Consider the following 24371-nt stretch of genomic DNA (forward strand, 5'->3'; position numbering starts at 1 on the left):
GGCTGGTCCTCATTGCTTGTAGTCGGGCAGCTTGCTGCCGCTGATGACGGCGCCCGCGCCCTGCTGGTCGAGCTTGTCGGTGAGGCTGGAGAGCGAGGCCGAGGTGCGGCGGAGGTCGCGGATCAGCGCGTTCGCTTCGGGGATCGTCGTTTCGCTGAAGGTCTTGAGCCCCGGCCGCGCATCAGCGATCGCGCCTTCCAATGTCTTCATCGAATTGTTCGCCGAGGCGAGCGTGTCGCGCAGATTGCGCATCGCGGGGTCGACGTTGCGGTCGATCGTCCCCTGCGTCGTCGCGGCGAGATTGCCGATCTGCTCCGCGGCAAGCCCTGTCTGCTGGATCGCGATGCGCGTGTCGGCGAGCGCACGTTCGAGCGCCGGGCCGTTGCGCGCGAGGATCGCGGTCGACGCTTCGACGTTGTTGAGGATGCCGCGCAGGCTCGCCTGATTCTCGTCGTCGGCGAGTTCGGCGAGGCGTTCGGTGAGCGTCGAGAGGCGCTGGAGCAATTGCGGCGCGGTGTTGAGCAGTTCGCCGAGACCGCCGACGCGTACCGGGATCGTCGGCTTGCCGTCCGGCCCCTTGTCGGTGATCGGCGGCGCGCCCTTGACCCCGCCCGTCAGCGAAATCTGCGACACGCCAGTGAAGCCGACGCCTTCGAGCGCAGCGGTGGTGCCCTGGACGATCGGGACGCCCTCGTTGACCTCGATGCGGACGCGGACGAATTGCGGATCGTTGGGGAGCAGCGCGATCTCCTTGACCTGACCCACGGGCACGCCCGAATATTGGACCTGCGCGCCCTTGTTCAGCCCGTCGACCGACTGTTTGAAATAGACGTCATATTCGCGCTTGTCGCCGCCGCTGTCATTGGCGAGCCAGACGACGAAGATCGCGAGCGCCGCGGTGAAGAGAAGGACGAAGGCGCCGACGAGGACGTTGTTCGAGCGAGTTTCCATCAGTCGTTCCTATCGACGCCAAAGACGGGCGATTTTGCGGTTTGGTTCCCGCCCGCCGCCGCGCGGCCGCGCGGTCCGTTGAAATAATCCTGTATCCACGGATGCTCGGTGGCAAGCAGTTCCGGGATGGTGCCGATCGCGATCACCTTCTTTTCGGCGAGCACCGCGACGCGGTCGCAGGTCGCATAGAGCGAGTCGAGGTCGTGGGTGATCAGGAAGACGGTGAGTCCCATCGTGTCGGCGAGCTCGCGGATGAGTTCGTCGAACTTGGCGGCGCCGATCGGGTCGAGCCCCGCGGTCGGCTCGTCGAGGAAGAGCAGGGCAGGGTCGAGCGCGAGCGCGCGCGCGAGGCCGGCGCGCTTGACCATGCCGCCCGACAGCTCGGCGGGATATTTGGGGCCCGCATCGGAGGGCAGCCCAACCATCGCCACCTTGTAGGCGGCGATCTCGTCGAGCAGTTTCTGGTCGAGCCGTGGATAATATTCGCGCAGCGGGACCTGGATATTCTCGGCGACGCTCAGCGTCGAGAAGAGCGCCCCGCCCTGGAACATCACGCCCCAGCGGCGGCGCAGGTCGCGCGATTCCTCTTCGTCGGCGATTTCGCTCAGGGTCTTGCCATAGACTTCGATCTCGCCCGCGTCGGGGGTCTGGAGGCCGATGATCGAGCGCATCAGCACCGATTTGCCGGTGCCCGACCCGCCCACGACGCCCAAGATTTCGCCCGAGCGGACGTCGAGATCGAGCCCGTCGTGGATCACCGCATCGCCGAATTTGTTGACGAGGCCGCGGATGCAGATCGCCTTGTCGAACTGCTCGGGCCGCACCGCGTCGGCGGCGGCGATCTCTTCCTTGAGCTGCTGTTCTTCGAGTTCGTCGGCCATCAATTCCATCCGATCGACGAGAAGAAGACCGCGAAAAAGGCGTCGAGCACGATCACGAGGAAGATCGCCGCGACCACCGCCGAGGTGGTGCGCTGGCCGACTTCCTCGGCATTCTGGCGCACCTGCATGCCTTCGTAGCAGCCGGTGACGCCGATCAGCACGCCGAACACCGGCGCCTTGATCAGCATCGCCCAGAAATCGGTCATCGGGATGATGTCGCGCAGCAGCTGGATATAGGTGAGCGGCGGGATTTCGAGGCCGATCCAGCAGAAGACGCCGCCGCCGATGATCGCGCAGATGCTGGCATAGAAGCCGAGCAGCGGCATCAATATCGTAGCGGCTGCGACGCGCGGCAGCACGATCGCTTCCATCGGCGAGACGCCGATCGTGCGCATCGCGTCGATTTCCTCGGTCAGCTTCATCGTGCCGATCTGCGCGGCAAAGGCGCTGCCCGAGCGGCCCGCGACCATGATCGCGGTCATGAGCAAGCCGAGCTCGCGGATCGAGGCGCGGCCGACGAGGTTGATCGTGAACACCTCGAGCCCGAACTGGCGCAGCTGCACCGCGCCCTGCTGCGCGACGACGATGCCGATCAGGAAGGTCATCAGCCCGATGATGGGGAGGGCGTCGACGCCGACGGTCTGGAATCGCGTGACGATCGCGTGCCAGCGGAGGCGGCGGCGCGCGCGGAGCTGCGTGCCGAGCGCCATGAGCATCGCGCCGAAGAAACCGATGATGCCGAGCAGTTCGTTCCACACCGCGGTGCTCGCGATGCCGACCTGTTCGAGCATGCGGTGGATCGCGGAACGGCGGTCGCGGTGGACGCGATAGTCGCTCTTGTCGCTGGCGAGCGCGTCGAGCAGCCGCTTCGCCTCCTCGCTGGCGCCGGTGATCTGCGATCCATGCTCGCGTGCTGTGCGCGTGACGATCCACGCGCCGACGGTGTCGACGCGTTCGACGGCCGAGAGGTCGAGCGAGGCGATAGGGCCGAGCGCGTCGAGCCGGGCGGGCAGGTCGCCGAGCCGCGCGAGCGTCAGCCGCCCGGTGAAACGGACATCGGCGCCGCCGGCGCCATCGCTTGTTTCGAAGTCCGCCCGGGCCACCATCGCGCACGACCTTGTATTATTTGGACAATGACGGCAAGCGAATCCCGCCGCCCGCCCCGGCCTTGGCCGCGCCGCCGAACGCGGCTAAGAGGCTCAAATGGATGATTTATCCGTCCCCGTCGTGCCCGACTATGCGCATCGCGTCGCGATGTACGACATGGACCGCACGATCACGCGCGCGGGCACCTACAGCGGATTCCTGATGCATGTGGTGCGGCGGCGCCAGCAATGGCGGATGCTGCTGACCCCGCTCGTGGGGCTCGCGGGCGCGGCTTACACGCTAGGGCTGATCGACCGCTCGCGGCTGAAGGCGATCAATCTGCGGCTGCTGATCGGCCCGCGCTTCCGCCGCGACGAGATCGCGCCGCTCGCCGAAAGCTATGCCGACAAGGTGGTCGCGCGCGGGCTGCACGGTGCGGCACTCGCACAGCTCGAGGCCGACCGCGCGGCGGGCTACCGCGTGCTGCTCGCGACCGCTTCCTTCCACCTCTATGTCGATGCGATCGCCCGGCGGCTGGGGATCGAGGATGTGCTCGCGACGCGGCTCGACGAACCCGACGGCGCCGACCATGTCCATGCGCGCCTGTCGGGCGACAATTGTTACGGCGAGGCGAAATTCGCGCGCATCTCCGACTGGATGGCGGCGAATGCGATCACGCGCGACGCCGCGCATATCCGCGCCTATTCGGACCATGTGTCCGACCACCCGATGCTGCACTTCGCCGACGAGGCGGTCGCGACGACGCCGTCGCGGAAGCTGAGGAAGCTGGCGCCGCGCATGGGGTGGACGGTGGTCGACTGGCGGGCGCGGAAGTAGAATCCACTCCCGCAAGCGGGAGGGGCAGCGAGACTTACGAGCTTGCTCGTTAGTCGCAGCGGGGTGGGCCGACGCGACGTCGATAGCTCGCTATGCTCGCGCCCACCCCTAACCCCTCCCGCCTGCGGGAGGGGAAAATCAAACCGCGTCCAATGCCTGCGCGAAGTCGGCGATCAGATCGTCGGCGTCCTCGATGCCGATCGATACGCGTACCAGATTGTCGGTGATGCCGAGCGCGGCCTTGCGTGCGTCGGGGACCGAGAGATGCGTCATCGCGGCGGGGTGGCTGGCGAGGGTTTCGGTGCCGCCGAGGCTGACCGCGAGCTTGGCGATCTTGAGTGCGTCGAGGAAGCGGAAGCTTTCCGCCTCGCCGCCCTTGATGAACAGCGAGAAGGTCGAGCCGGCGCCGGTGCAGTGGCGCTCGAAGATGTCCTTCTGCGATCCTTCGGGCAGGAAGCCCAAATAGCCGAGCCCCTCGACCTTCGGATGATCGCGGAGGAAAGCGCAGACCTTTTCGGCATTTTCGCCGGCGCGGCTCATGCGGAGTTCGATCGTCTCGAGGCTGCGGAGCAGCATCCACGCGGTGTTGGGGTCGCAGATCGTGCCGATGGTGTTGCGCATCATGCGGATCGGGCCGAGCCAATGCTTCGAGCCGACGACGCCGCCGGCGACGAGGTCGCTGTGGCCACCGGCATATTTGGTGAGGCTGTAGAGGGTGATGTCGGCGCCGTGCGCGAGCGGTTTCGACCAGAGCGGCCCGAGGAACGTATTGTCGATCGCGATCGGCGGCCGTGCGCCCTCGGCGAAGGCGGCGTCGGTCGCGGCGCGGATCGCCTGGACGTCGACGAGCGCGTTGGTCGGGTTGGCGGGGCTTTCGAGATAGACCATCGCGACCTTGCCGCCCTGCGCCGCGGCCATATCCTTGGCGCGCGCGAGGATCGCGTCCATTTCTTCGCGCGAGGCTTGGGCGGGGAAATCGACATAGGTGGCGCCGAAGCGCGAAAGGATGCGCGCGATCAGCGTCTCGGTCGCGGCGTAGAGCGGGCCCGAATGGATGATGACGTCGTTCATGCTGACATGCGCGAGGAGCAGCGTCGCGATCGCCGACATGCCCGACGAGAAGACGAGCGCATCCTCGGCCTTTTCCCAGACGCCGAGGCGCGCCTCGAGGATTTCCTGGTTCGGGCCGTTGAAGCGCGAATAGACGAGGCCGTCGGCGCCGCCGGGGCGCTTGCCGGTGATCCCCTCGAAATGGCGCTTGCCCGCGGCGGCGCTTTCGAAGGCGAAGGTCGAGGTGAGGAAGACCGGCGGCTTCAGCGAGCCTTCCGACAGCATCGGATCATAGCCATAGCCCATCATCAAGGTCGAGGGCGACAGCTCGCGCCCGCCGATTTCGGTGACGTCCTTCTTGGGCGCGCGGCGCGGCGTGGTGCCGGTGAGGTCGCTGTTGTCGATGGGGGGCATGCGAAAAGACTCCTGCGCAATATAGTTTCAGGCGCAACTAGCGCGATTCCCGGCCCGGGTCACCCCAGCATCGCGATTCCCCAGATCACCCCGATCAGCAGCGGCACGCCGATGATGTCGAGCGCGAGCCCCGCCTTCAGCATCCGCGGCAGCGCGATATGGTCGGTTGCCCAGGCGAGCGCGTTGGGCCCGGTGCCCGAGGGCAGCATGAAGCCCCAGCTCGCCGCCATCGCGACGGGCAGCGCGAGCAGGATCGGATCGACCCCCGTGGCGGCGATCAGCGCCGCGAGCACGGGCATGACACCGCTGGCGGTCGCGACATTGCTCGCGAATTCGGTGATCAGGATGGTGAGTGCGACGATGACAGCGGCGAGCAGGATCGTCGGGATGCTGCCGAGCGGGGCGAGCACTGTGCCGAGCCACGCGGCGAGGCCGCTTTCGGTGATCGCGGCGGCGAGCGCGAGGCCGCCGCCGAACATCATGATGACGCCCCATGGCGCGCGGTCGGCTTCCTTCCAGACGAGCAGGGGCCGGCCGGTGCCGTCGGGGAGGACGAAGAGCAAGAGGCTGCCCGCGACCGCGATGGTGCCGTCGGTGAGCGCGCCCTTGGGGAGGTAAGGTTCGAGCCAGGGCTGCGCGATCCACGCGGCGAGGACGAGCAGGAAGACGGGGACGACGCGGCGCTCGGCGGTCGACCAGATCGCCTGATTGCCGAGCGCGGCGGCGGCGGCCTGGCCGTCGAAGGGATGCGCCGACAATCGCTGCACGCGCGCGACGATGAGCATCGCGGCGGGTGTGGCGAGCAGCACGACGGGCACGCCGTAGATTGCCCAGTCGAGGAAGGATATGCGCAGCCCCAGCGCCTTTTCGATCAGCCCCGCGGCGATGGCGTTGGTCGGGCTGCCGACGAGCGTGCCGAGCCCGCCGATCGACGCGGCGAAGGCGATGCCCATCATCACCGCGCCGGCGAAACCCTCGCGTTCGCCGTCGAGCACCCCGCCCGCGCGGACGACGGCGAGCGCGATCGGGATCATGATGAGCGTGGTCGAGGTGTTCGAGATGAACATGCTGAGTAGCGCGGTCGCGGCCATGAAGGCGAAGAGCAGTCCGGTCGCGGTGGGTGAGGCGCGCTTCAGCAGCGCGAGCGCGAGGCGGCGGTGGAGCCCGACGCGCTCGATCGCGAGCGCGAGGAAGGCGCCGCCGAGGATCAGGAACAGGATCGGCGAATAATATTCCTTGGCGATGGCATTGGCGTCCATCACCCCGAAGGCGGGCGCGGCGAGGAAGGGGAGCAGCGCGGTGACGGTCAGCGGCAGCGCCTCGGTCATCCACCAGATCGCCATCAGTACGGTGAGCGCGGCGATGTGCCAGGCGGTCGCCTCCATGCCCGCGGGGGCGGGGAGGGCGAGCATGACGACGAAAGTCAGGAGGCCGCCGATCAGCCCGAACCAGCGTGTCCTTGTCATCGCGTCCCGTTCCTCCCCCGCCCGCCGGTCAGGCGAGGCCGATCACCGACAATTGGCGGCCATAGCTGTTTTCGCTTTTGTGGCACGCGCGGCGGTAGCTGAAATAGTCGTCCGCCTCGGCATAGGTGTCCTGCCCGCCGATGGCAATTCGGCCGAGCCCCGCGGCGGCGAGGCGCGCGGCGACATAGGCGGCGATGTCGAACATCGCGTGGCCGGGCTTGCCCGCGGCGAAGAAGCGTTCGTTGGCGGCATCGTCGGCCACGAAGGTCGCGACGAAGCCGTCGTCGACCTCGTAGGAAGCGCGGCCGATGCACGGCCCGATCGCGGCGGCGATGTTGGCGCGGGTCGCGCCGAGGCTTTCCATCGCGGAGAGCGTGGCGTCGGTGACCCCGGCGATCGCGCCCTTCCAGCCGGCGTGCGCGGCGGCGACGACGCCGGCGCTGCGGTCGGCAAAGAGGACGGGGACGCAGTCGGCGGTGAGGATGCCGAGGAGGATGCCTGGGGTGCGCGTGGCGAGCGCATCGGCTTCGGGGCGGGCGGCGAGGTCGCTGGTTTCGTCGATCACGACGCAGCACCTGCCATGGACCTGGTAGAGGCCGGTCAGCGCCGCGCCGGGGAGGACGGCGTCGGCGACGCGGCGGCGATTCTCGGCGATCAGCGCGGGATCGTCGTTCGAGCCGAGCCCGCAGTTGAGCGAGGCGAGGTCGCCGCTCGACACCCCGCCGCGGCGGCCGAAGAAGCCATGCGCGATGCCCTCCAGCGGCGCGGCGGTGACGAAGGGCGCGCTCACAGGTCGAGCCGGAAGAAACGGTCTTCGTCGACATGGTTGCCGACACGGAAGCCGTTGCGGCCGACGTCATAGAAACCGTAGCGGCGGTACACCGCCTGCGCGCGCGGATTGTCGGTAAAGACCGAGAGGTAGAGGATCGACGCGCGTTCGCGCGCCCAGGCGATGCCCCAGTCCATCAGCCGGGCGGCAAGGCCGGTACCCTTGGCGGCCTCGGCGAGGTAGATCTGGTGGAGTTCGACCGCATCGCCGGTCGGCTGGCCGGGGGGCAGGTCGAAATCGAGCGGGCCCATCTTGATATAGCCGAGGATTGCGCCATCGGCGCCGGGGACAAGCCGGATCGCCCAGTCGGGGTCGGCGATCTGCGTGCGCAATTTGTCGGGCGGGTTCCAGTCCGAAAGGAAGAGCGCGAGGTCGGCGGGGTCATAGATATGGCCGAAGGTCGCGGTGAAGGTCTCTGCGGCGAAACGCGACAGCGGCTCGGCATCGGCGTCGGTGGCGGGGATGAGGGTGGTCATGCGGCAAATCCTGCGGGCTCCGGCCAGCCGGGGGCGGCGAAGGCCATGACTTTGAAGAGGGCGCCCATCGCATCGGCCTCGACGAGGCGGTCGCGCTGGGTCTTGAGGTCGGCGGCGCGGTCGGGCGCGGCGGCGCTCAGCGCCTGCAGCCGCGCGTCGATGCCGAGGCGGCGGAGCCAGTCGCCTTGGGTGGCGAGCGGCGTGACCGCCACTTTCGCGGGCTGTCCGGCGCCCGCGAGCGCGGTGAAATCGACATGCGCGGTGAGGTCGGCCTCGCCCGGCGTGTCGAAGGGGTCGGCGAAGGCGTGCGCCTTGACCGCCTGTAGCGTGTCGCCCGCGGCGGGGCCGGCATAGCCATAGTCGATGGCGAGCATGGCGCCGCCCTGCCGCGCGAGGCGGAAGGCGCAGCGCTGCATGATCGCGGCGGAGAGTGGCGCGGTCTCGACGATGCTGTCCAAGGGCGCGTCGGCGAGCGCGGCGGGGATCGCATCGTCGGCGGGGGTGTCGCCGGGGACGGGCGCCAGCTTGCCGTCACGGCGCTCCACCATCAATTCGCGCCAGCCCGCGGCGGTGCGCACATATTGGTGGATCGGCAGCGCATCGAAGAACTCGTTGGCGACGATGAGCAGCGGCGCGTCGTCGGGGAGCGCGTCGACCTCGTCGTGGTGCCGCGCGGCGGGGAGGCGCGCCAGCTGTGCCGCGCGGAGCGTCGGGCTGGTCTCGACCAGATGGATCGTCCGCGGCTCGCAGCCGAAGCGCGCCGCGGCGCGCAGCGCATCGGCAGCGAGCGTGCCGCGGCCGGGGCCGAGCTCGGCATAGTCGAAGGCGGGGCTTCCCGCGCGCGACCAGAGGTCGACGATCCAGAGGCCGATCAGCTCGCCGAACATCTGGCTGATCTCGGGCGCGGTAGTGAAATCGCCCGCGGCGCCGAGCGGATCGCGCGTCGCATAATAATGGCTGTTGGCGCGCGCCATATAGTCGGCGACGGTGGTCGCCCGCGCCGCCGCCAGCTCCTTGATCAGATTTTCGGGGGTCGGCGGGCCGTCACGCAACGGCATCGGGTCCGGCGATGGGCTCGACGCGCTGGCGCCGCTTCTTCGCGGTGGCGACGAGCCAGATGCCGATCAGGATCATCGGCACGGTCAGCCACTGGCCCATCGACAGGCCGGTGCTGTCGACGACCCACATGCGCTGGGCGTCGGGCTCGCGGAAAAATTCGACCGTGAAGCGGCTGACGCCATAGATGATCGAGGCCATGCCGACGAGGAAGCCCGGCTTGTAGCGCGCGTCGGTGCGCCAAAAGAGCCAGCCGAGGATCGCCATCATGACCAGCCCCTCGAGCCCCGCTTCGTAGAGCTGGCTCGGGTGGCGCGGCTCGGTGCCCGCCGCGCCGGGGAAGACGATCGCCCAAGGCACATAAGCGACGCGGCCCCACAGCTCGCCGTTGACGAAATTGGCGATGCGGCCGAGGAACAGGCCGAAGGGGATGGTGCAGGCGATATAGTCGCAGAAGCGCAGGAAATTGAGCTTTTCCTTGCGCGTCACGTACCAGATCGCGACGAGCACGCCGATGACGCCGCCGTGCAGCGACATGCCGCCGTCCCACAATTTGAAGATCTCGACCGGCGCCTTCAGATAGGATTCGAGATTGTAGAAGAGGACATAGCCGAGCCGGCCGCCGAGGATGATGCCGAGCATCGCATAGAAGATCATGTCGTCGGCGTGGCGCCGCGCCATCGGGGCGCCGGGCTGGTCGATCAGCTTCAACAGATACCAATAGCCGAGGAAAATGCCCGCGAGATAGGCGAGCGCGTACCAGCGGATGGGCAGGCCGAAGACGCTGAACGCGACTTCGCTATTCTCCCCCATCAGCTGGGTGAAGTTCACATATTGCGTCGCTTCGGCTAAGGTTGCAAAAAGAAACATATAGTCGCGCTGTCCTTCCCCAGGAGAGGCCTCCCCATAAGGGGTATGGCGAGCGAGACCAAGAGGAGAGATGCCCGATGCCATCCGCGCTCGATTTGCGCCTGGAAGCCGCCTATAATCTGATCACCGGTCCCGGTGGGCCGATCCAGATCGGGTCGGTCGACCGTTTCGGGCAGCGCCTGCCCGTGATCGCCAATGCGCCGACGAATCTGGCCGACTATGCCGGCTTTTTCGCCATGCAGCATGGCGATGCGACCTTCCTGGTCGAGGGCGACGAACGGCTGAGCTTCAAGGAGGTGTATCTCGCGGCGCGGCAGGTCGCCGCGGGGCTGATCGACGGCCACGGGGTGCAGCGCGGCGACCGCGTCGGCATCGCGATGCGCAACGCCAACGCCTGGTGCGTCACCTATCTCGGCATATTGCTTGCGGGCGGCTGCGCGACTTTGCTCAACGGCTGGTGGCAGGGCGGCGAGCTCGCCGCGGGGATCGACGATGCCGAGGCCAAGCTCGTGATTGCCGATGTCCAGCGCGCGGCGCGGCTCGCCGAGCCGGGGGTCAGCCACGGCGCCAAGGTCGTCATGCTCGACATCGCGCAGCCGATCGCCGCGGCGATCGCGCCGATCGCGGCGGGGGGCAGTGCCGAGACGGTGCTGCCGACGCTGACGGGCGAGGACCTTGCGACGATCCTCTTCACCTCGGGCTCGACCGGCCAGTCGAAGGGCGCCTATTCGCGCCACCATGCGGTGGTGCAGGCGATCTTCAACTATGTGACGCAGACCGCGAGCATCGTGCACCTGCTGACCGAGGACGGGCTGATGTCGGACATCCAGCCCGCCACGCTCGTCTGCACGCCGCTGTTCCACGTCACCGCCGAGATCCCGGTCTTCCTGCAGAGCTTGGCGCTCGGGCGCAAACTGGTGCTGATGCCCAAGTGGAATGCCGAGGAGGCGATGCGGCTGATCCAGGACGAGCAGTGCAATTATTTCGTCGGCGTCCCGCTGATGAGCTACGAGATACTGACGCATCCCAATCGCAAGAATTACGACCTGTCGACGTGCAAGAGCTACGCCGGCGGCGGCGCGCCGCGCCCGCCCGAGCATGTGAAGCGCCTGTCGGAGGAGATGGGCGATGCCAAGCCGCTACTCGGCTACGGCCTCACCGAGACCAATGCGGTCGGATGCGGCATCATCAACGAAAATTACCTCGCCAAGCCGATGTCGACCGGACCGGCGTCGAAGCCGCTGGTCGATCTCGCGATCCTCGACGACGACGGCAATCCCCTGCCGCAGGGCGGGGTCGGCGAGGTGTGCATCCGCTCGGTGTGCAATTTCGAGGGCTATTGGAACAACCCGGCGGCGACCAAGGCGGCCTTTTTCGAAAGCGGCTATTTCCGCTCGGGCGACCTCGGTTATCTCGACGAGGACGGTTATCTGTTCATCGTCGACCGCAAGAAGGACATCATCATCCGCGGCGGCGAGAATATCAGCTGCCAGGAGGTCGAGGCGGCGATCTACGAGCATGAGGACGTCAACGAATGCGCGGTGTTCGGCCTGCCCGACGAGCGGCTGGGCGAATGCGTCGGCGCGGTGGTGTGGGTCAAGCCGGGGAGCGCGGTAACCGCCGACGACCTCACGGCGTTCCTCAGCGCGCGGCTCGCGGCGTTCAAGGTGCCGTGCCGGATCTGGATGTCGAACGACGCCTTGCCCAAGCTCGGCAGCGAGAAGATCGACAAGGTCAGCTTGCGCAACCATTATCGCGGCGAATATGCCACGGAGGTCGCGGCGTAACCGAAAGGACGAAGGGAGCGAATGGGGAATATGGCCGAGGCTGAAGCCCCCACCGCTCCCCCCGCCGCGGCGGAGACGCCGCCGCCTGCGACTCCGGCGCGCGTCTATCGCCACCGGCTGCCGGTGCGCCTCTGGCATTGGGTCAATGCGGTCACGCTGCTGATTCTGCTGATGAGCGGGCTGATGATCTTCAACGCGCATCCGCGCCTCTATTGGGGCGATTATGGCGCGAACGCCGACCATGCCTGGCTGGCGATCGCGGCGCAGGGCGACACCGGCTATCTCCGGATCGGTGAGACACGGATCGAGACCACCGGGCTGCTCGGGCGCTGGACCGATGGCGAGGGCGTGGTGCGCAAGCTCGCCTTTCCAGGCTGGGCGACGATCCCGACGAGCTACGACCTTGCGAGCGGGCGGCGCTGGCACCTGCTCTTCGCCTGGGTGCTCGCGATCGGGCTGACGCTGTACATGGCCTGGACCGCGTTCGGTGGGCATCTGAAGAAGGACCTGCATGTCCGGCGCTCCGAGTGGGCACCGCACCATATCTGGCAGGATATCAAGGACCATGCGCGGCTGCGCTTTCCGCGCGGCGAGGCGGCGGCGCGTTACGGCATCTTGCAGAAGCTGTCGTATATCGGGGTGATCTTCATCCTGCTGCCGCTGATGATCTTCACCGGGCTCGCGATGTCGCCGGGGATGAACGCGGCCTGGCCGTGGTTGGTCGAGGTCTTCGGCGGGCGGCAGTCGGCGCGCTCGATCCACTTCATCGCGGCGTGGGCGCTGGTCGCTTTCTTCGTCGTGCATATCGTCATGGTGCTGCTCGCGGGGCCGGTGAACGAGCTGCGCTCGATGATCACCGGCTGGTTCCGCCTGCCGCCGGAGAAGGCGGAATGAGCGGCGGCATCATCGTGCCGCGGCGCCGGCTGATCGCGGGGGCGGGCGGGCTGGTGGCGGCGATGCCGCTCTTGTCGGCCTGCGATGCGATCAACGAGGCACCGCTGACGCGCAAGATATTGTCGATGGGCGAGGAGATGCACATGGCGAGCCAGCGCGCGCTGATGGACCGCGACGCGCTGGCGCGCGAATTCACCCGCGCCGACCTGTCGCCGGTCTTCCGCTCGAACGGGACCAAGCTGCCGCCGGGTGCAGCTTATGCGGCGCATGCGGCGCGGGGGTTCGCCGACTGGCGCGTCGCGGTGACCGGGCTGGTGACCAAGCCGCTGTCGCTGTCGATGGCCGACATCCGCGCGATGCCGCAGCGGACGCAGATCACGCGCCACGACTGCGTCGAGGGGTGGAGCGCGATCGGCGAATGGACCGGCGTACAGCTCTCGCGCGTGCTCGCGGCGGCGGGGCTCAAGGACCGCGCGCGCTACATCGTCTTTCGCTGCGCCGACCGGATCGGCGACGCGCTCTATTACGAAAGCTGCGACCTGGTCGACGCGCTGCACCCGCAGACGATCCTGGCGTGGGCGCTCAACCGCGAGCTGCTGCCGATCGCCAATGGTGCGCCGCTGCGCCTCAGGATCGAGCGGCAGCTGGGCTACAAGCACGCCAAATATCTGACCGGGATCGAGGCGGTCGAAAGCCTCGACCATATTGGCGCGGGCAAGGGCGGTTTCTGGGAGGACCGCGTCGATTATGAATGGTATGCGGGGATCTAGGCCGGATATTTCGCGTTCATGCCTTGCCAGCTGAGCGCAACGAGCCTTTCGAGCACCTCGATATCCACGTCCGCGAGCTTCTTGATATAGAGGCACGCCTTGCTGCTGGTGTGTTTACCGAGCTTCGCGAGCAGCGCATCGGCCTCGCCCTGCAGCTCGCCATAATGGTCGCCCATGACATAGAGCGTCATCGCGCCCTTGCGCGGGCTGTAGCCGGCGCGGCACATCGTGCCCGAATGGCCGCTGTCGTACTTATAGTCGTAGCTGCCGTAGCCGATGATCGACGGGCCCCACATCCTCGGCTCCTGCCCGGTCGCGCGGCGGTGCATCGCGTCGACCACCTCGGCCTCTTCGCGGCGGCGCGCTTCGGGGATGGCGGCGATGAAGTCGGCGACGGTCATTTCGGTGGGCTTGGTCTTCACCTCGGTCTTGGCCATCTCGTTTCTCCCTAGGTTTCGGCGCGGTGCATCAGCAGGCGCGCGGCGGGTCCGAAGCCGACCAGCGCGGCGCCGAGGAAGGGCAGGGCGACGACCCACAGGCGCACCCCGGTGACGCCGAGCGGGCTCGCGATACTGATCGCCGCGGTCATCGCGAGCCCGGTGCAGATCATCAGCATGCCGAGGATCAGCCGCGCGTGGGTGACGTCGCCCTCGGCCGCCTTGCCGCCGCTTTCGTAGCGCGCGAAGAGCAGGATGAACGGGAAGAGCAAAGCGATGTAGAGCGCGAACCAGATCGGGCGCGCGAGCCACCATATGGTGCTGCCCGGAGCCGCGTGGAGGCCGATGCCGCCGAGCATCCACGCCGCGACCATCACCAGCACGAAGGCGGTGAGGTGCCAGAGATAGACGGTCATGATCATGCCGTTGATCAGCACGACGGTGGTCCATGCCGTGATCCCATCGAGCATCCGGCGCGCTGGCTTTTCGAGCGCGAGCGCGAGGCCGGTCTGCGTAATGCCGAGCGCGAGCAGCGCCAACGTGGGGGGCATCGAATTGCTGAGCTCCGAACCCGGGACGCCGATCATCGCGACGGGATAGGGGCCGAAACCGACGAGCAGGCCGAGCGCGGCGAGGCCGGCGGCCGCCCACAGCAGCGGCGCGGCGAGGGAGCCGTCGTGCCAGGCGTAACCGAGCTGGTGGATCGCGACCCAGACGAAGACGAAGTTCAGGAAATTGACATAAGGGATGCCGAATTGCAGCGTCGCGATGTCGACCGCGACCGCCGCGGCGACGAGTGCAACGAAGGAGGCGATGCCGAAGCGCTTCCACGCGGCGTGGCTCCACGGGGTGAGCGCGGTGACGATCAGATAGACCGCGAGGAACCAGACGGGGACGAGCGCGAGCTGCGCCGCCATCTTGACCACCGCGCGATCGATCCCCGCCTGCGTGCCGAACAGGGTGACGAGCGCCCAGATGAGGAGCAGCGGCAAAACCGGATTGATCAGCCGCCGCACGCGCGCCGCGAACCAGGTGGTGAAACGCCCGCCCTGACGCTGCGTCGCCGCCCACGACAGGCCGTTCGAGAAGCCGCCGACGAGAAAGAAGAGCGGCATCACCTGGAAACCCCAGGTCAGCCACTGCGTCCAAGGCAGGATGCCGAGCAGGTGCCCGCCCTCGACCGCGCCGTCCTTCATATAGGGCGCGGCGACGAGCCAGTGGCCGACGACGACCGCGAGGATCGAGAAGGCGCGCAGGAAATCGACATAGCGGTTGCGCGTCGGCGGCGCCTGTTCAGCCATCGCGCGGGCGCGCGACCAGAGCGTCTTTTTCGGCGATGTCGCCATGTCCCTAAATCTCCCCTCGCCGGACAAGTGGACGGGAAACAATGATAAAGCGTTAGCCGCGATCCGCAATGTCCAGCCGCGCGGCGATCGCGCGGGCGAGATCGGCGACCGCGGCGCGCAACTCCGCGGGCTCCTCGATGTCGATCTCGGGCCCGATGCCGAGCAGCATCGGCGCGCTGGCCTCTATCCCCTCGATCGGCAGCGTCAGTCGGCGATGGCCAACGGCGTCGGGGGCTTCGGCGCTGGCGACGGCATCGGCCGCCCAGGCACCGAGCAGGCGCAGCCGCTGAAGCCCGAGCGGCGAGGCGCGCAGCGTCGCGCGGCCGGGGCGGAGGCGCGTTTCGAAATCGCGGGTCGAGGCGGTCCACCATATGGCGAGGTCGAAATCGGCGGGGCGTGCCGCTTGCTCGTCGAGGATCGCCAGCGTCTTTATGTCGGCTACGGTGAAGGTGAGCACGCGCTCGCCGCTCGCCGCGACGAGATAATGATTGCCCGCCTTGAGCACGATGCCGAGCGGGTCGAGCGTCCAGTCGCGCGTACGGCGCCAGCTGGTGTAGCGGATTGCAATGCGCCGCCGGTCGATCACCGCGCGCGCGGCGGCGGTGAGATGCGGCGCCGGGCGCGCGGCGCGGTACCAGTCGAGCGTGTCGATGTGAAAGGCGCGCGCGATGCGGTCGGCCTCGGCGCTGCCGCTCTGGGGCAGCGCCGCGAGCAATTTGCCGCGCGCGCGTTTCGCCGGGCCGCCGAGGCCGAGCGCCGACGCCTGCTCGGGCAGCCCGACGAGCAGCATCGCCTGCGCCTCCTGCGGATCGAGGCCGGTGAGGCGCGTGCGGTAGCCGTCGAGCAGCTGGAAGCCGCCGCCGGGGCCGCGGTCGCCATAGACGGGGATGCCCGCGGCGCTGAGCGCGTCGATGTCGCGGTAGATGGTGCGTTCGGACACTTCGAACTCGGTGGCGAGATCGGCGGCGGTGAGCCGCTGGCGGAGCTGCAGCAGGATGAGGATCGAGAGGAGGCGGCTCGCGCGCATTTTTTCGTCCTAGCAGAAAATAACTGACAGGGAATGTCAGGAGTGCCGGCGTAGGTCCCGATCATCAACAAGGAGGGACGCATGACCGACATCGACCGACGCCATCTCATGGCCCTCAGCGCAGGAGTCCTTATGACCAGTTTGCTACCCATGACCGCGGCGGCCGCCGCGATCGACCCCAAGCCCATCGGCAAGCCCGGCGATTTCGATTTCCTGACCGGCGAGTGGCGCATCTACAACCGCTTCCGCGAAAAGGGGACGTGGATCGAATTTCCGGGCGAGGCAACGGTGGTCGCCATCCTCGGCGGCGTTGCGAGCGTCGAGGAGCTGCGGATTCCCGCGCGGGGCTTTTCGGGGATGGGGCTGCGGCTGCTCGACGTCGAGAAGAAAATCTGGTCCGACCATTGGGTCAATGCCAAGTCGGGCGTCGTCGCGGTGCCCGGGCAGCTCGGCGTGTTCGAGGACGGGGTCGGGACGTTTCTGTCCGAAGGGGAAGGCGAGGCTGGGCCGGAGCTTTACCGCGGGGTGTGGGACCGGATCACGGCGACGAGCTGCCGCTGGTTCCAGGGCGTGTCGCGCGACGGCGGAAAGACTTGGGACGACGGTTGGTTCATGGATTGGACGCGGGTGGGGTGAGGTTGGTGCTCGAACGTTGATCTCCCCTCCCGCAGGCGGGAGGGGTTGGGGGTGGGCAAGCAGCGCTGCAAGGCCCACCCCGCTGCGACTAGGGCGCAAGCGCCCAAGTCTCGCTGCCCCTCCCGCAGGCGGGAGGGGAAATCAGGTTAACGTTCAACGTTGGCAATCAGCCCAAGCCGACCCCTACCCGTCGCAGTCGTTCCAATAATCCTTGTTCGTGGTGCAGCTCTGCAGCCCCGAATAATGGTTCACCGTGCACACGGTCTTCATCGGGCACGCCTTGAACGCGCGCGGGGTGTATTGCGGCGGCGCCTTGGCCTTGGTGAAGGCGGCGACCACCTGTTCGCGCAAGGGGACGAGCTGACCGCGGATATTGTCGTCGCCGCGGGTGATGCCCTGGTCCATCCAGTAGAGGATCTCGTCCTCATGCTCGAGCGGGTTCTTCATCTGGAGCAGCGACGAGGCGGCCATCACCGCGCCATAGGGTTCGCCCTGTTCGGCGACGGTGCGCGACAGGCGATAGGCGAGCTTGAAATCCTTCTTCACCCCCCGGTCGCTGTTGATCATGTCGAACGCCATGATGATCGCGTAGAAATGCCCGCGCTCGGCCGCCAGTTTGAAATTCTCGAACGCCTTCTTGTAGTCGCGCTTGACCCCGAGCCCTTCGTGATAATGGAGCCCGACGCGGTAGATCGCGTCGATATGCCCTGCGGCAGCGGCCTGGTTCAGCAGCTCGAAGCCCTTGGCATAATCCTTGGTCGCGCCGAGGGCGCCCGCGGCGTGGATCGTGCCCATGGTGAAGAGCGCCACCGGGTCGCCCAGCTTCGCCGCCTCGTTGATCATCTCGAGCCCTTCTTGCGGCGTGCCGCCCTCGACGCTGCCGTTGAGCCAGGCGATGCCGAGCTCACTGAGCGCGGCAGGGTCCTTCTGCTTGTGGTAGAAGGCGGCGGCGGCGTCGCGGCCCTCGATCGTCTTGATCTGCCAGCTGCCGCCGCGCGCGATCATTTCGGGGAGCGGCGGGGCGCAGGGGGTGCCAGCGTTCGCGCTCGCCTCGTGCGCCACCGCCCAGTCGCGCGCCGCGGCGGACATGGCTGTGCCGTTGTGGAAGTCGTGCACCAGAAGGTCGTAGGCGTTATGGCAATCGACGTTCTGATTATATTCGCGCGCCGGGTCGGGCATCGAGCCGCCCGCGCCCTGGAGGGAAGAGGCTGCGCCGAGCATGAAAAAGGGCGCGGCGATAGCGTAAACTATCCGCATGATGGATATCCTTGCGAGCGCGTCCCCGCCGCCATCATGCCGCAAATCGCGGGAGGAAACTTGTAAGAACGCGCCAAGGCGTTGCGCCGCGCGGATCGGCCTGTTAGGCGCCGCCGCGTCTTTTCTCGCCGAAGGGTGTCATCATGTCCGAGTCCATCAAGCGCGTCGTCCTCGCCTATTCGGGGGGGCTCGACACCAGCGTCATCCTGAAATGGCTGCAGGTGACCTATGGCTGCGAAGTGGTGACCTTCACCGCGGACCTCGGGCAGGGCGACGAGCTGGAGCCCGCGCGCGCCAAGGCGGTGCTGATGGGCGTGAAGCCCGAACATATCTATATCGACGACGTCCGCGAGGAATTCGTGCGCGATTTCGTCTTCCCGATGATGCGCGCCAATGCGCGTTACGAGGGCGATTATCTGCTCGGCACCTCGATCGCGCGGCCGCTGATCTCGAAGCGGCTGGTCGAGATCGCGAAAGAAACCGGCGCCGACGCGGTTGCGCATGGCGCGACGGGCAAGGGCAACGACCAGGTGCGTTTCGAGCTCAGCGCCTATGCGCTCAACCCCGACATCAAGGTGATCGCGCCGTGGCGCGAATGGGACCTGACCAGCCGCACCGCGCTCATCGAATTCGCCGAGAAGCACCAGATCCCGGTGCCCAAGGACAAGCGCGGCGAGAGCCCGTTCTCGACCGACGCGAACCTGCTCCACACCTCGTCGGAGGGCAAGGTGCTCGAAAATCCGTGGGACGAGACCCCCGACTATGTCTATTCGCGCACGGTCAATCCCGAGGATGCGCCCGACACCCCCGAATATATCACAGTCGATTTCGAGCGCGGCGACGGCGTCGCGCTCAATGGCGAGGCGATGTCGCCCGCGACCTTGCTCGCGGCGCTCAACGAGCTAGGCCGCAAGCATGGCATCGGCCGGCTCGACCTGGTCGAGAACCGCTTCGTCGGCATGAAGTCGCGCGGGATGTACGAGACCCCCGGCGGCGAAATCTATGCGCGCGCGCATCGCGGGATCGAGAGCATCACCCTCGACCGCGGCGCCGCGCATCTAAAAGACGAGCTGATGCCGAAATATGCCGAGCTCATCTACAACGGCTTCTGGTTCGCGCCCGAGCGCGAGATGCTGCAGGCGGCGATCGACCATAGCCAGGAGAAGGTCAGCGGCACCGTGCGGCTGAAGCTCTACAAGGGCAATGCCAGCGTCGTCGGGCGCAAGTCGCCGAACAGCCTGTACAGCGAGCGCCATGTGACCTTCGAGGACGATGCCGGCGCCTATGACCAGAAGGATGCCGCGGGCTTCATCAAGCTGAACGCGCTGCGCCTCAAGCTGCTGGCGAAACGCGACCGCTGAGGCGGTCCGGCGCGATTGGCGCAGCGGTCGGCGTGGATCGGCCGCGCGCCGGTCGACGCGCCCTCCGTTCGATGATAGGCACGGGTCGGACCAGCAGGAGACTGGCCGCCGGGATGAGGCTACCGCCAGCGAGGGGGTAGGCCATGGACGACTGGAACGCCGACGATCCCGGATCCGAGCGCGACGATTGGGAATGGTGCACCATATTGGTCCCGCGTTTCGCGCTGAACGTCAACCGGACGGGGATGAAGACGCGCTGGCTCTGGCCCGGGCGCTATCTGTACCGCTGGTCGCGGACCTATAAGCGCTACGTCTATCGGCGGCACTAGGGATGCTGGCATAGACTGTCTTGCTGCGCTAAGGCGCGCGGCATGACCGCGACCCGCTTCTTCTCCGACAATGCCGCGACCGTCCATCCCAAGGTGATGGAAGCGCTGGCAGCCGCCAACCATGTCGACACCGCCTATGACGGCGACGCGCTCAGCCAGTCGCTCGACGCCGCCTTTTCGGAGCTGTTCGAAACCGACTGCGAGGTGGTGTGGATCCCGACGGGGACCGCCGCGAACAGCATCATCCTCGCCCATTTCGTGCGGCCCTGGCAGGGCATCCTCTGTTACGAGGAAGCGCATATCGAGGTCGACGAATGCGGCGCCCCGACCTTCTATTCGGGCGGTGCCAAGCTGATGACCTTGCCCGGGCCGGGCGCCAAGATCGATGCCGAAGCGCTGCGCGCGCGCATCCGCAGCATCCGCAATGACGTGCACCAGGTCCAGCCCGCGGCGATCAGCATCACCAACGCGACCGAATATGGCCTCGCCTGGCGCCCCGACGAGGTGCGCGAGATCAGCGAGATCGCGAAGGACAAGGGGCTGAAGCTCCACATGGACGGCGCGCGTTTCGCCAATGCCGTCGCCTTCGTCGGCTGCTCGCCCGCCGATGTGACCTGGCGCGCCGGGGTCGATGCCTTGTCTTTCGGTTTCACCAAGAATGGCGCGATGATGGCCGAGGCGATCGTCTTCTTCGGCGGCAGCGGCGGTGCGGGGGTGCGCGAGCTCAAGAAGCGCGGCGGGCATTTGCTGAGCAAGGGCCGCTTCGTCGCGGCGCAGATCCGCGCGATGCTGAAGGACGATCTGTGGCTGACCAACGCGCGCGGCGCCAATGCCGGCGCCGCGGCGCTGGCGGCGGCATGCGGCGACCGGCTGATGCACCCGGTCGAGGCGAACGAGCTGTTCGTGCGGATCAGTGCCGAGGACGCCGCCGAGCTCCGCGCCAAGGGTTTCGACTTCTACGACTGGGGCGACGGCGCGGCGCGGCTGGTCGTCAGCTGGGACCAGGACGCCGACGCGGTCGCGCCGCTCGCGGCGGCGATCGCCGCCTTGTGAGTAGCGCGCCGAGCCTTTTGACGCCGCGCGTCCTGCTGCCCTTCGCGCTGGTCACCCTGATCTGGGGATCGACGTGGATCGTGATCACCGGGCAGCTGGGCGTCGTGCCGCCGAGCTGGTCGGTCGCGTACCGCTTCTTCGTCGGCGCGGCGGCGATGTTCGCTTATGCCGCGTGGCGGCGCGAGAATCTGCTGCTGTCGGGGCGCGCGTGGGGCTTTGCGGCGCTGCTCGGGCTCGCGCAATTCGCGTTCAACTTCAACTTCGTCTACCGCGCCGAGCAGCATATCACTTCGGGGCTGGTCGCCGTGCTCTTCGCACTGCTGATCGTGCCCAACACCCTGCTCGGCCGGATCTTCCTGAAGACCAAGGTCGAGGGGCGTTTCCTCGCGGGCGCGGGGATCGCGATCGTCGGGGTCGGGCTGATGATCCTCCACGAATATCGCGCCGCGCATGTCGGCGCGGGCGAGGTGCTGCTCGGCACCGCGCTGACGCTGGCGGGGGTGATGAGCGCCTCGACCGCCAACGTCATGCAGGGCACCGGGATCGCGCGCGCGCAGTCGATGGTGGTGATGATCGCCTGGGCGATGCTGTTCGGTGCGCTCGGCGACGCGGGCTATGCGTGGATCACGACCGGACCGCCGGTGATCGAGACGACCCCCGCCTATATCGGCGGGCTGCTCTATCTGGGCGTGATCGCGAGCGCGGTGACTTTTCCGCTCTATTTCAACATCATCCGCGCGGTCGGGCCGGGGCAGGCGGCGTGGTCGAGCGTGCTGATCCCGATCATCGCGATGGGTTTCTCGACCGTGCTCGAGGGCTATCGCTGGGCGCCGCTGTCGATCGCGGGAGGCGCCGTCGCGCTGGTCGGGCTGGTGATCGCGGTGGTCAAGCGCCCCGACAAGCCGTCGGTCAGCGGCGGCAATGTCGTGTCGGTGCCCTGCGACAAGGACGGCTGATCGCTCGGCGATTGCCCGCCGCGCCGCGGCGCGTTATCGGGCGCCATGCACAGAATATTCTTCGGCCTCGCCCTCGCTTTTTCCGCGTCGTTTCAACCCGCTTCGGCACAGCAGCCTGCCTGCAGCGCCGGCACTTACGCTGCCGCCGACGGCGACTTCGTCGTGCTCGCGCCGGTGCCGAGCATCCCGGCACCGGGCCTGCGCTACCTGTTCCGCGACGGGCGCCGCGGTGCGACCAGCGAGGCGAATGCGCCGCTGGCCTGCGCCGACGGTGCGGTCACGGTCGGCAACGCGCGCTGGCAGCGTATCGCCTTCCGCGAAACCCCGGCGAGCTTCGAGAGTGTGGGCACCAAGATGGCGGGCGTGCTGATCGAGCCGCCGGGCGTCGATGCGAAGCGGCCGCTCGTCGTGATGGTGCACGGGTCGGAGCGCAATTCGCCGATCGGCGGCGTCTATGGCTATGCGATGGCGGCGCAGGGGATTTCGGTCTTCGTCTATGACAAGCGCGGCACCGGCGGGTCCGACGGCGAATATACGCAGAATTTCGAGCTGCTCGCGACCGATGCGGCGAAGGCGCTCGACACCGCGCGCGGGCTCGCGGTCGGGCGCCACGGCCGCGCGGGCTTTTTCGGCGGTAGCCAGGGCGGCTGGGTCGCGCCGCGCGCGGCGACGCTGACGAAGGCCGATTTCGTCGCGATCGGCTTCGGCCTCGTCGCCTCGCCGATCGAGGAGGACCGCGAGCAGATGGTGTCCGAAGTACGCGCCGCGGGGCTCGGCCAGGATGCCGAGGCGCTGGTGACGCGGCTGTCGGCGGCCACGGGCCGGTTGCTGCTGTCGAATTTCAAGGAAGGTTACGATCAGCTCGACGCCGTGCGCGCCGAAATGGCGGGCAAGCCCTGGGCGGCGAAGATCGCGGGCGAGCATAGCGGTGCGATCGCGCGCATGCCGAACGAAGAATTGCGCCGCGTCGGGCGCGCGCGCTTCGACAATCTGGAGCTGATCTGGGACTATGACGCGGTCGGGGCGCTCAGGAAGCTCGACGCACCGCTGCTATGGGTGCTCGCGGGAGAGGACCGCGAGGCGCCGATCGAGACGACGCGCGCCGCGCTGACGGGGCTCAAGGCCGCGGGCAAGCCGGTCGACGTCTATCTCTTCCCGGAGACCGACCACGGCATGTTCGAATTCACCACCGGCGCCGACGGCGAACGCAGCGTCACGCGGATCACCGACGGCTATCTGAAACTGCTCGGCGACTGGGTGAAGGGCGATGTGCGCGGGCGCTATGGCCGCGCGGAGCATCTGACCGCCAAGCCTTAGCCCGCGCTGATCCGTTCGATATCGGCGCCAACGGACTGGAGCTTTTCCTCGAGCCGTTCGTAGCCGCGGTCGAGGTGGTAGACGCGGTTGACCTCGGTCTGGCCCTGCGCGGCGAGGCCGGCGATGATCAGGCTCATCGAGGCGCGGAGATCGGTCGCCATCACCGGCGCGCCGACGAGATGATCGACGCCGCGCACGACCGCGCTGCGGCCGCGCACGTCGATGTCGCAGCCCATGCGGGCGAGTTCGGGAACGTGCATGTAGCGGTTCTCGAAGATGGTCTCGGTAAACAGGCTGGCGCCCGAACCGAGCGTCGCCATCGCCATGAACTGCGCCTGCATGTCGGTCGCGAAGCCTGGATAGGGCGCGGTCGACAGCGTCACCGGCTCGGCACGGCCCGACATGGCGACGCGGATGCCGGTCTTGGTCTCCTCGACCGTCGCGCCCGCCTGGCGCAGCGCGGCGAGGGTGGCGTCCATTTCGTTCGCCTGGGCGCCGACGAGTTCGACGTCACCCTCGGTGATCACCGCGGCGCAGGCGTAGCTGCCCGCCTCGATGCGGTCGGCCATCACGCGATAGGTCGCGCCGTGCAGGCGATCGACGCCCTCGATCGTCAGCGTTTCGGTGCCGATGCCGTCGATCGACGCGCCCATCGCGACGAGACAGTTGCACAGATCAACGATCTCGGGCTCGCGCGCGGCATTTTCGAGGATGCAGGTGCCCTTCGCGAGCACCGCCGCCATCACCGCGTTTTCGGTCGCGCCGACCGAAACGACCGGGAAGGTGAATTTGCCGCCCTTGAGGCGCCCGCCGGGGGCGACGGCCTTCACATAGCCCGAGGCGAGTTCGATCTCGGCGCCGAAGGCTTCGAGCGCTTTCAGATGCAGGTCGATCGGGCGGTTGCCGATCGCACAGCCGCCGGGGAGCGACACCGTCGCCTCGCCCGCGCGCGCGAGCAGCGGGCCGAGGACGAGGATCGACGCGCGCATCTTGCGCACGATATCATAGGGGGCGACGGTCGAGGTCAGCGTGGTCGCGCGCGCGGTCATCACGCGGCCGAAATCCTCGGGGCGCGACCCCTCGATCGTGGTCGAGCAGCCGAGCTGGTTGAGCAGATGGCCGAAACCATCGACGTCGGCGAGGCGCGGCAGGTTGCGCAAGGTCAGCGGCTCGTCGGTGAGCAGCGCGCAGGGCAGCAGGGTGAGCGCGGCGTTCTTGGCGCCCGAGATGGGGATGCGGCCCTTGAGTCGCTGGCCGCCGCGAATGACGATTTGATCCATGCGCC

At 67.7% G+C, this 24371-nt stretch carries 24 protein-coding genes; 10 read left to right on the plus strand and 14 right to left on the minus strand.

Annotated elements, in window-relative coordinates; translation table 11 throughout:
• Positions 1-9: 9 nt before the first annotated feature.
• The 3 genes from ATE62_RS10385 to ATE62_RS10395 are packed head-to-tail and all read right to left on the minus strand — an operon-like array spanning position 10 to position 2938.
• Positions 10-951, minus strand: a complete 942-nt coding sequence (locus ATE62_RS10385; protein ID WP_058809051.1) for an MlaD family protein — start codon at positions 949-951, stop codon at positions 10-12.
• Positions 951-1832: an ABC transporter ATP-binding protein gene (locus tag ATE62_RS10390; RefSeq protein ID WP_058809050.1), complete on the minus strand. Its 882-nt coding sequence runs from the start codon at positions 1830-1832 to the stop codon at positions 951-953. The genes ATE62_RS10385 and ATE62_RS10390 overlap by 1 nt, the downstream gene beginning before the upstream one ends.
• Positions 1832-2938, minus strand: coding sequence for an ABC transporter permease (locus tag ATE62_RS10395; protein WP_058809049.1), 1107 nt, complete (start codon positions 2936-2938; stop codon positions 1832-1834). Before ATE62_RS10395 ends, ATE62_RS10390 begins: the two co-directional genes overlap by 1 nt.
• A 97-nt stretch (positions 2939-3035) precedes the next feature.
• On the opposite strand from ATE62_RS10395, the gene ATE62_RS10400 reads away from it, so the two are divergent.
• A complete protein-coding gene (locus ATE62_RS10400; RefSeq protein ID WP_197411712.1) occupies positions 3036-3755 on the plus strand; it encodes an HAD family hydrolase in 720 nt (239 codons plus the stop codon).
• A 138-nt stretch (positions 3756-3893) separates the two neighbouring features.
• Here ATE62_RS10400 and ATE62_RS10405 read toward each other — a convergent pair whose 3' ends face one another.
• The 6 genes from ATE62_RS10405 to lgt are packed head-to-tail and all read right to left on the minus strand — an operon-like array spanning position 3894 to position 9916.
• Positions 3894-5219, minus strand: a complete 1326-nt coding sequence (locus tag ATE62_RS10405) for a cystathionine gamma-synthase family protein (RefSeq protein ID WP_058809048.1) — start codon at positions 5217-5219, stop codon at positions 3894-3896.
• A 59-nt stretch (positions 5220-5278) separates the two neighbouring features.
• Positions 5279-6685, minus strand: a complete 1407-nt coding sequence (locus ATE62_RS10410) for an SLC13 family permease (protein ID WP_058809047.1) — start codon at positions 6683-6685, stop codon at positions 5279-5281.
• Positions 6686-6713: 28 nt separating this feature from the next.
• Positions 6714-7475 (minus strand): peptidoglycan editing factor PgeF, encoded by a 762-nt coding sequence (pgeF, locus tag ATE62_RS10415; protein ID WP_058809046.1) that lies wholly within the window; start codon positions 7473-7475, stop codon positions 6714-6716.
• Positions 7472-7990, minus strand: a complete 519-nt coding sequence (locus ATE62_RS10420) for a GNAT family N-acetyltransferase (protein WP_058809045.1) — start codon at positions 7988-7990, stop codon at positions 7472-7474. Before ATE62_RS10420 ends, pgeF begins: the two co-directional genes overlap by 4 nt.
• On the minus strand, positions 7987-9048 hold the full coding sequence (locus ATE62_RS10425) for a class I SAM-dependent methyltransferase (protein WP_058809044.1): 1062 nt from the start codon (positions 9046-9048) through the stop codon (positions 7987-7989). Before ATE62_RS10425 ends, ATE62_RS10420 begins: the two co-directional genes overlap by 4 nt.
• The gene (gene lgt / locus ATE62_RS10430) at positions 9035-9916 is read right to left on the minus strand and encodes a prolipoprotein diacylglyceryl transferase (RefSeq protein WP_058809043.1); all 882 of its coding nucleotides are present in this window, start codon (positions 9914-9916) and stop codon (positions 9035-9037) included. Before lgt ends, ATE62_RS10425 begins: the two co-directional genes overlap by 14 nt.
• Before the next feature lie 77 nt (positions 9917-9993).
• Between lgt and ATE62_RS10435 the strand changes: the two genes are divergently transcribed.
• The 3 genes from ATE62_RS10435 to ATE62_RS10445 are packed head-to-tail and all read left to right on the plus strand — an operon-like array spanning position 9994 to position 13367.
• Positions 9994-11703 carry a class I adenylate-forming enzyme family protein gene (locus tag ATE62_RS10435; protein ID WP_058809042.1) on the plus strand — a complete coding sequence of 570 codons (1710 nt, stop codon included), beginning with the start codon at positions 9994-9996 and terminating at the stop codon, positions 11701-11703.
• 30 nt (positions 11704-11733) lie between these two features.
• Positions 11734-12597: a cytochrome b/b6 domain-containing protein gene (locus ATE62_RS10440; protein ID WP_082662728.1), complete on the plus strand. Its 864-nt coding sequence runs from the start codon at positions 11734-11736 to the stop codon at positions 12595-12597.
• Entirely contained in the window at positions 12594-13367 is a 774-nt protein-coding gene (locus tag ATE62_RS10445; protein WP_058809041.1) for a molybdopterin-dependent oxidoreductase, read from the plus strand. Before ATE62_RS10440 ends, ATE62_RS10445 begins: the two co-directional genes overlap by 4 nt.
• Here ATE62_RS10445 and ATE62_RS10450 read toward each other — a convergent pair.
• The 3 genes from ATE62_RS10450 to ATE62_RS10460 are packed head-to-tail and all read right to left on the minus strand — an operon-like array spanning position 13364 to position 16177.
• Positions 13364-13804: a DUF1801 domain-containing protein gene (locus ATE62_RS10450; protein ID WP_058809040.1), complete on the minus strand. Its 441-nt coding sequence runs from the start codon at positions 13802-13804 to the stop codon at positions 13364-13366. The two genes, ATE62_RS10445 and ATE62_RS10450, sit on opposite strands and share 4 nt — an antisense overlap.
• A gap of 11 nt (positions 13805-13815) precedes the next feature.
• Positions 13816-15150 (minus strand): acyltransferase family protein, encoded by a 1335-nt coding sequence (locus ATE62_RS10455; protein ID WP_058809039.1) that lies wholly within the window; start codon positions 15148-15150, stop codon positions 13816-13818.
• Positions 15151-15202: 52 nt separating this feature from the next.
• Positions 15203-16177 carry a helix-turn-helix transcriptional regulator gene (locus ATE62_RS10460; protein ID WP_058809038.1) on the minus strand — a complete coding sequence of 325 codons (975 nt, stop codon included), beginning with the start codon at positions 16175-16177 and terminating at the stop codon, positions 15203-15205.
• A gap of 132 nt (positions 16178-16309) precedes the next feature.
• Here ATE62_RS10460 and ATE62_RS10465 point away from each other — a divergent pair, with 132 nt between their 5' ends.
• On the plus strand, positions 16310-16813 hold the full coding sequence (locus tag ATE62_RS10465; RefSeq protein ID WP_156420598.1) for a hypothetical protein: 504 nt from the start codon (positions 16310-16312) through the stop codon (positions 16811-16813).
• Between the two features lie 183 nt (positions 16814-16996).
• Here ATE62_RS10465 and ATE62_RS10470 read toward each other — a convergent pair whose 3' ends face one another.
• Positions 16997-18070, minus strand: a complete 1074-nt coding sequence (locus ATE62_RS10470) for a tetratricopeptide repeat protein (RefSeq protein ID WP_058809850.1) — start codon at positions 18068-18070, stop codon at positions 16997-16999.
• A 143-nt stretch (positions 18071-18213) separates the two neighbouring features.
• Between ATE62_RS10470 and ATE62_RS10475 the strand changes: the two genes are divergently transcribed.
• The 5 genes from ATE62_RS10475 to ATE62_RS10495 all read left to right on the plus strand — a co-directional run bounded on the left by ATE62_RS10475 (position 18214) and on the right by ATE62_RS10495 (position 23086).
• Complete coding sequence (locus tag ATE62_RS10475) at positions 18214-19431, plus strand: argininosuccinate synthase (RefSeq protein WP_058809849.1); 1218 nt, start codon at positions 18214-18216, stop codon at positions 19429-19431.
• Between the two features lie 143 nt (positions 19432-19574).
• Positions 19575-19760 (plus strand): hypothetical protein, encoded by a 186-nt coding sequence (locus ATE62_RS10480; RefSeq protein ID WP_058809848.1) that lies wholly within the window; start codon positions 19575-19577, stop codon positions 19758-19760.
• A gap of 42 nt (positions 19761-19802) precedes the next feature.
• Entirely contained in the window at positions 19803-20813 is a 1011-nt protein-coding gene (locus tag ATE62_RS10485) for a threonine aldolase family protein (protein ID WP_058809847.1), read from the plus strand.
• A complete protein-coding gene (locus tag ATE62_RS10490; RefSeq protein ID WP_058809846.1) occupies positions 20810-21769 on the plus strand; it encodes a DMT family transporter in 960 nt (319 codons plus the stop codon). The genes ATE62_RS10485 and ATE62_RS10490 overlap by 4 nt, the downstream gene beginning before the upstream one ends.
• Positions 21770-21814: 45 nt before the next feature.
• Positions 21815-23086 (plus strand): alpha/beta hydrolase family protein, encoded by a 1272-nt coding sequence (locus tag ATE62_RS10495; protein WP_058809845.1) that lies wholly within the window; start codon positions 21815-21817, stop codon positions 23084-23086.
• On the opposite strand, the gene murA is transcribed toward ATE62_RS10495, so the two are convergent.
• Positions 23083-24366: a UDP-N-acetylglucosamine 1-carboxyvinyltransferase gene (gene murA, locus ATE62_RS10500; protein ID WP_058809844.1), complete on the minus strand. Its 1284-nt coding sequence runs from the start codon at positions 24364-24366 to the stop codon at positions 23083-23085. The two genes, ATE62_RS10495 and murA, sit on opposite strands and share 4 nt — an antisense overlap.
• Between the last annotated feature and the right edge of the window lie 5 nt (positions 24367-24371).

It is taken from the genome of Sphingopyxis sp. HIX (assembly GCF_001468285.1).
In the GTDB taxonomy this organism is placed as follows: domain Bacteria; phylum Pseudomonadota; class Alphaproteobacteria; order Sphingomonadales; family Sphingomonadaceae; genus Sphingopyxis.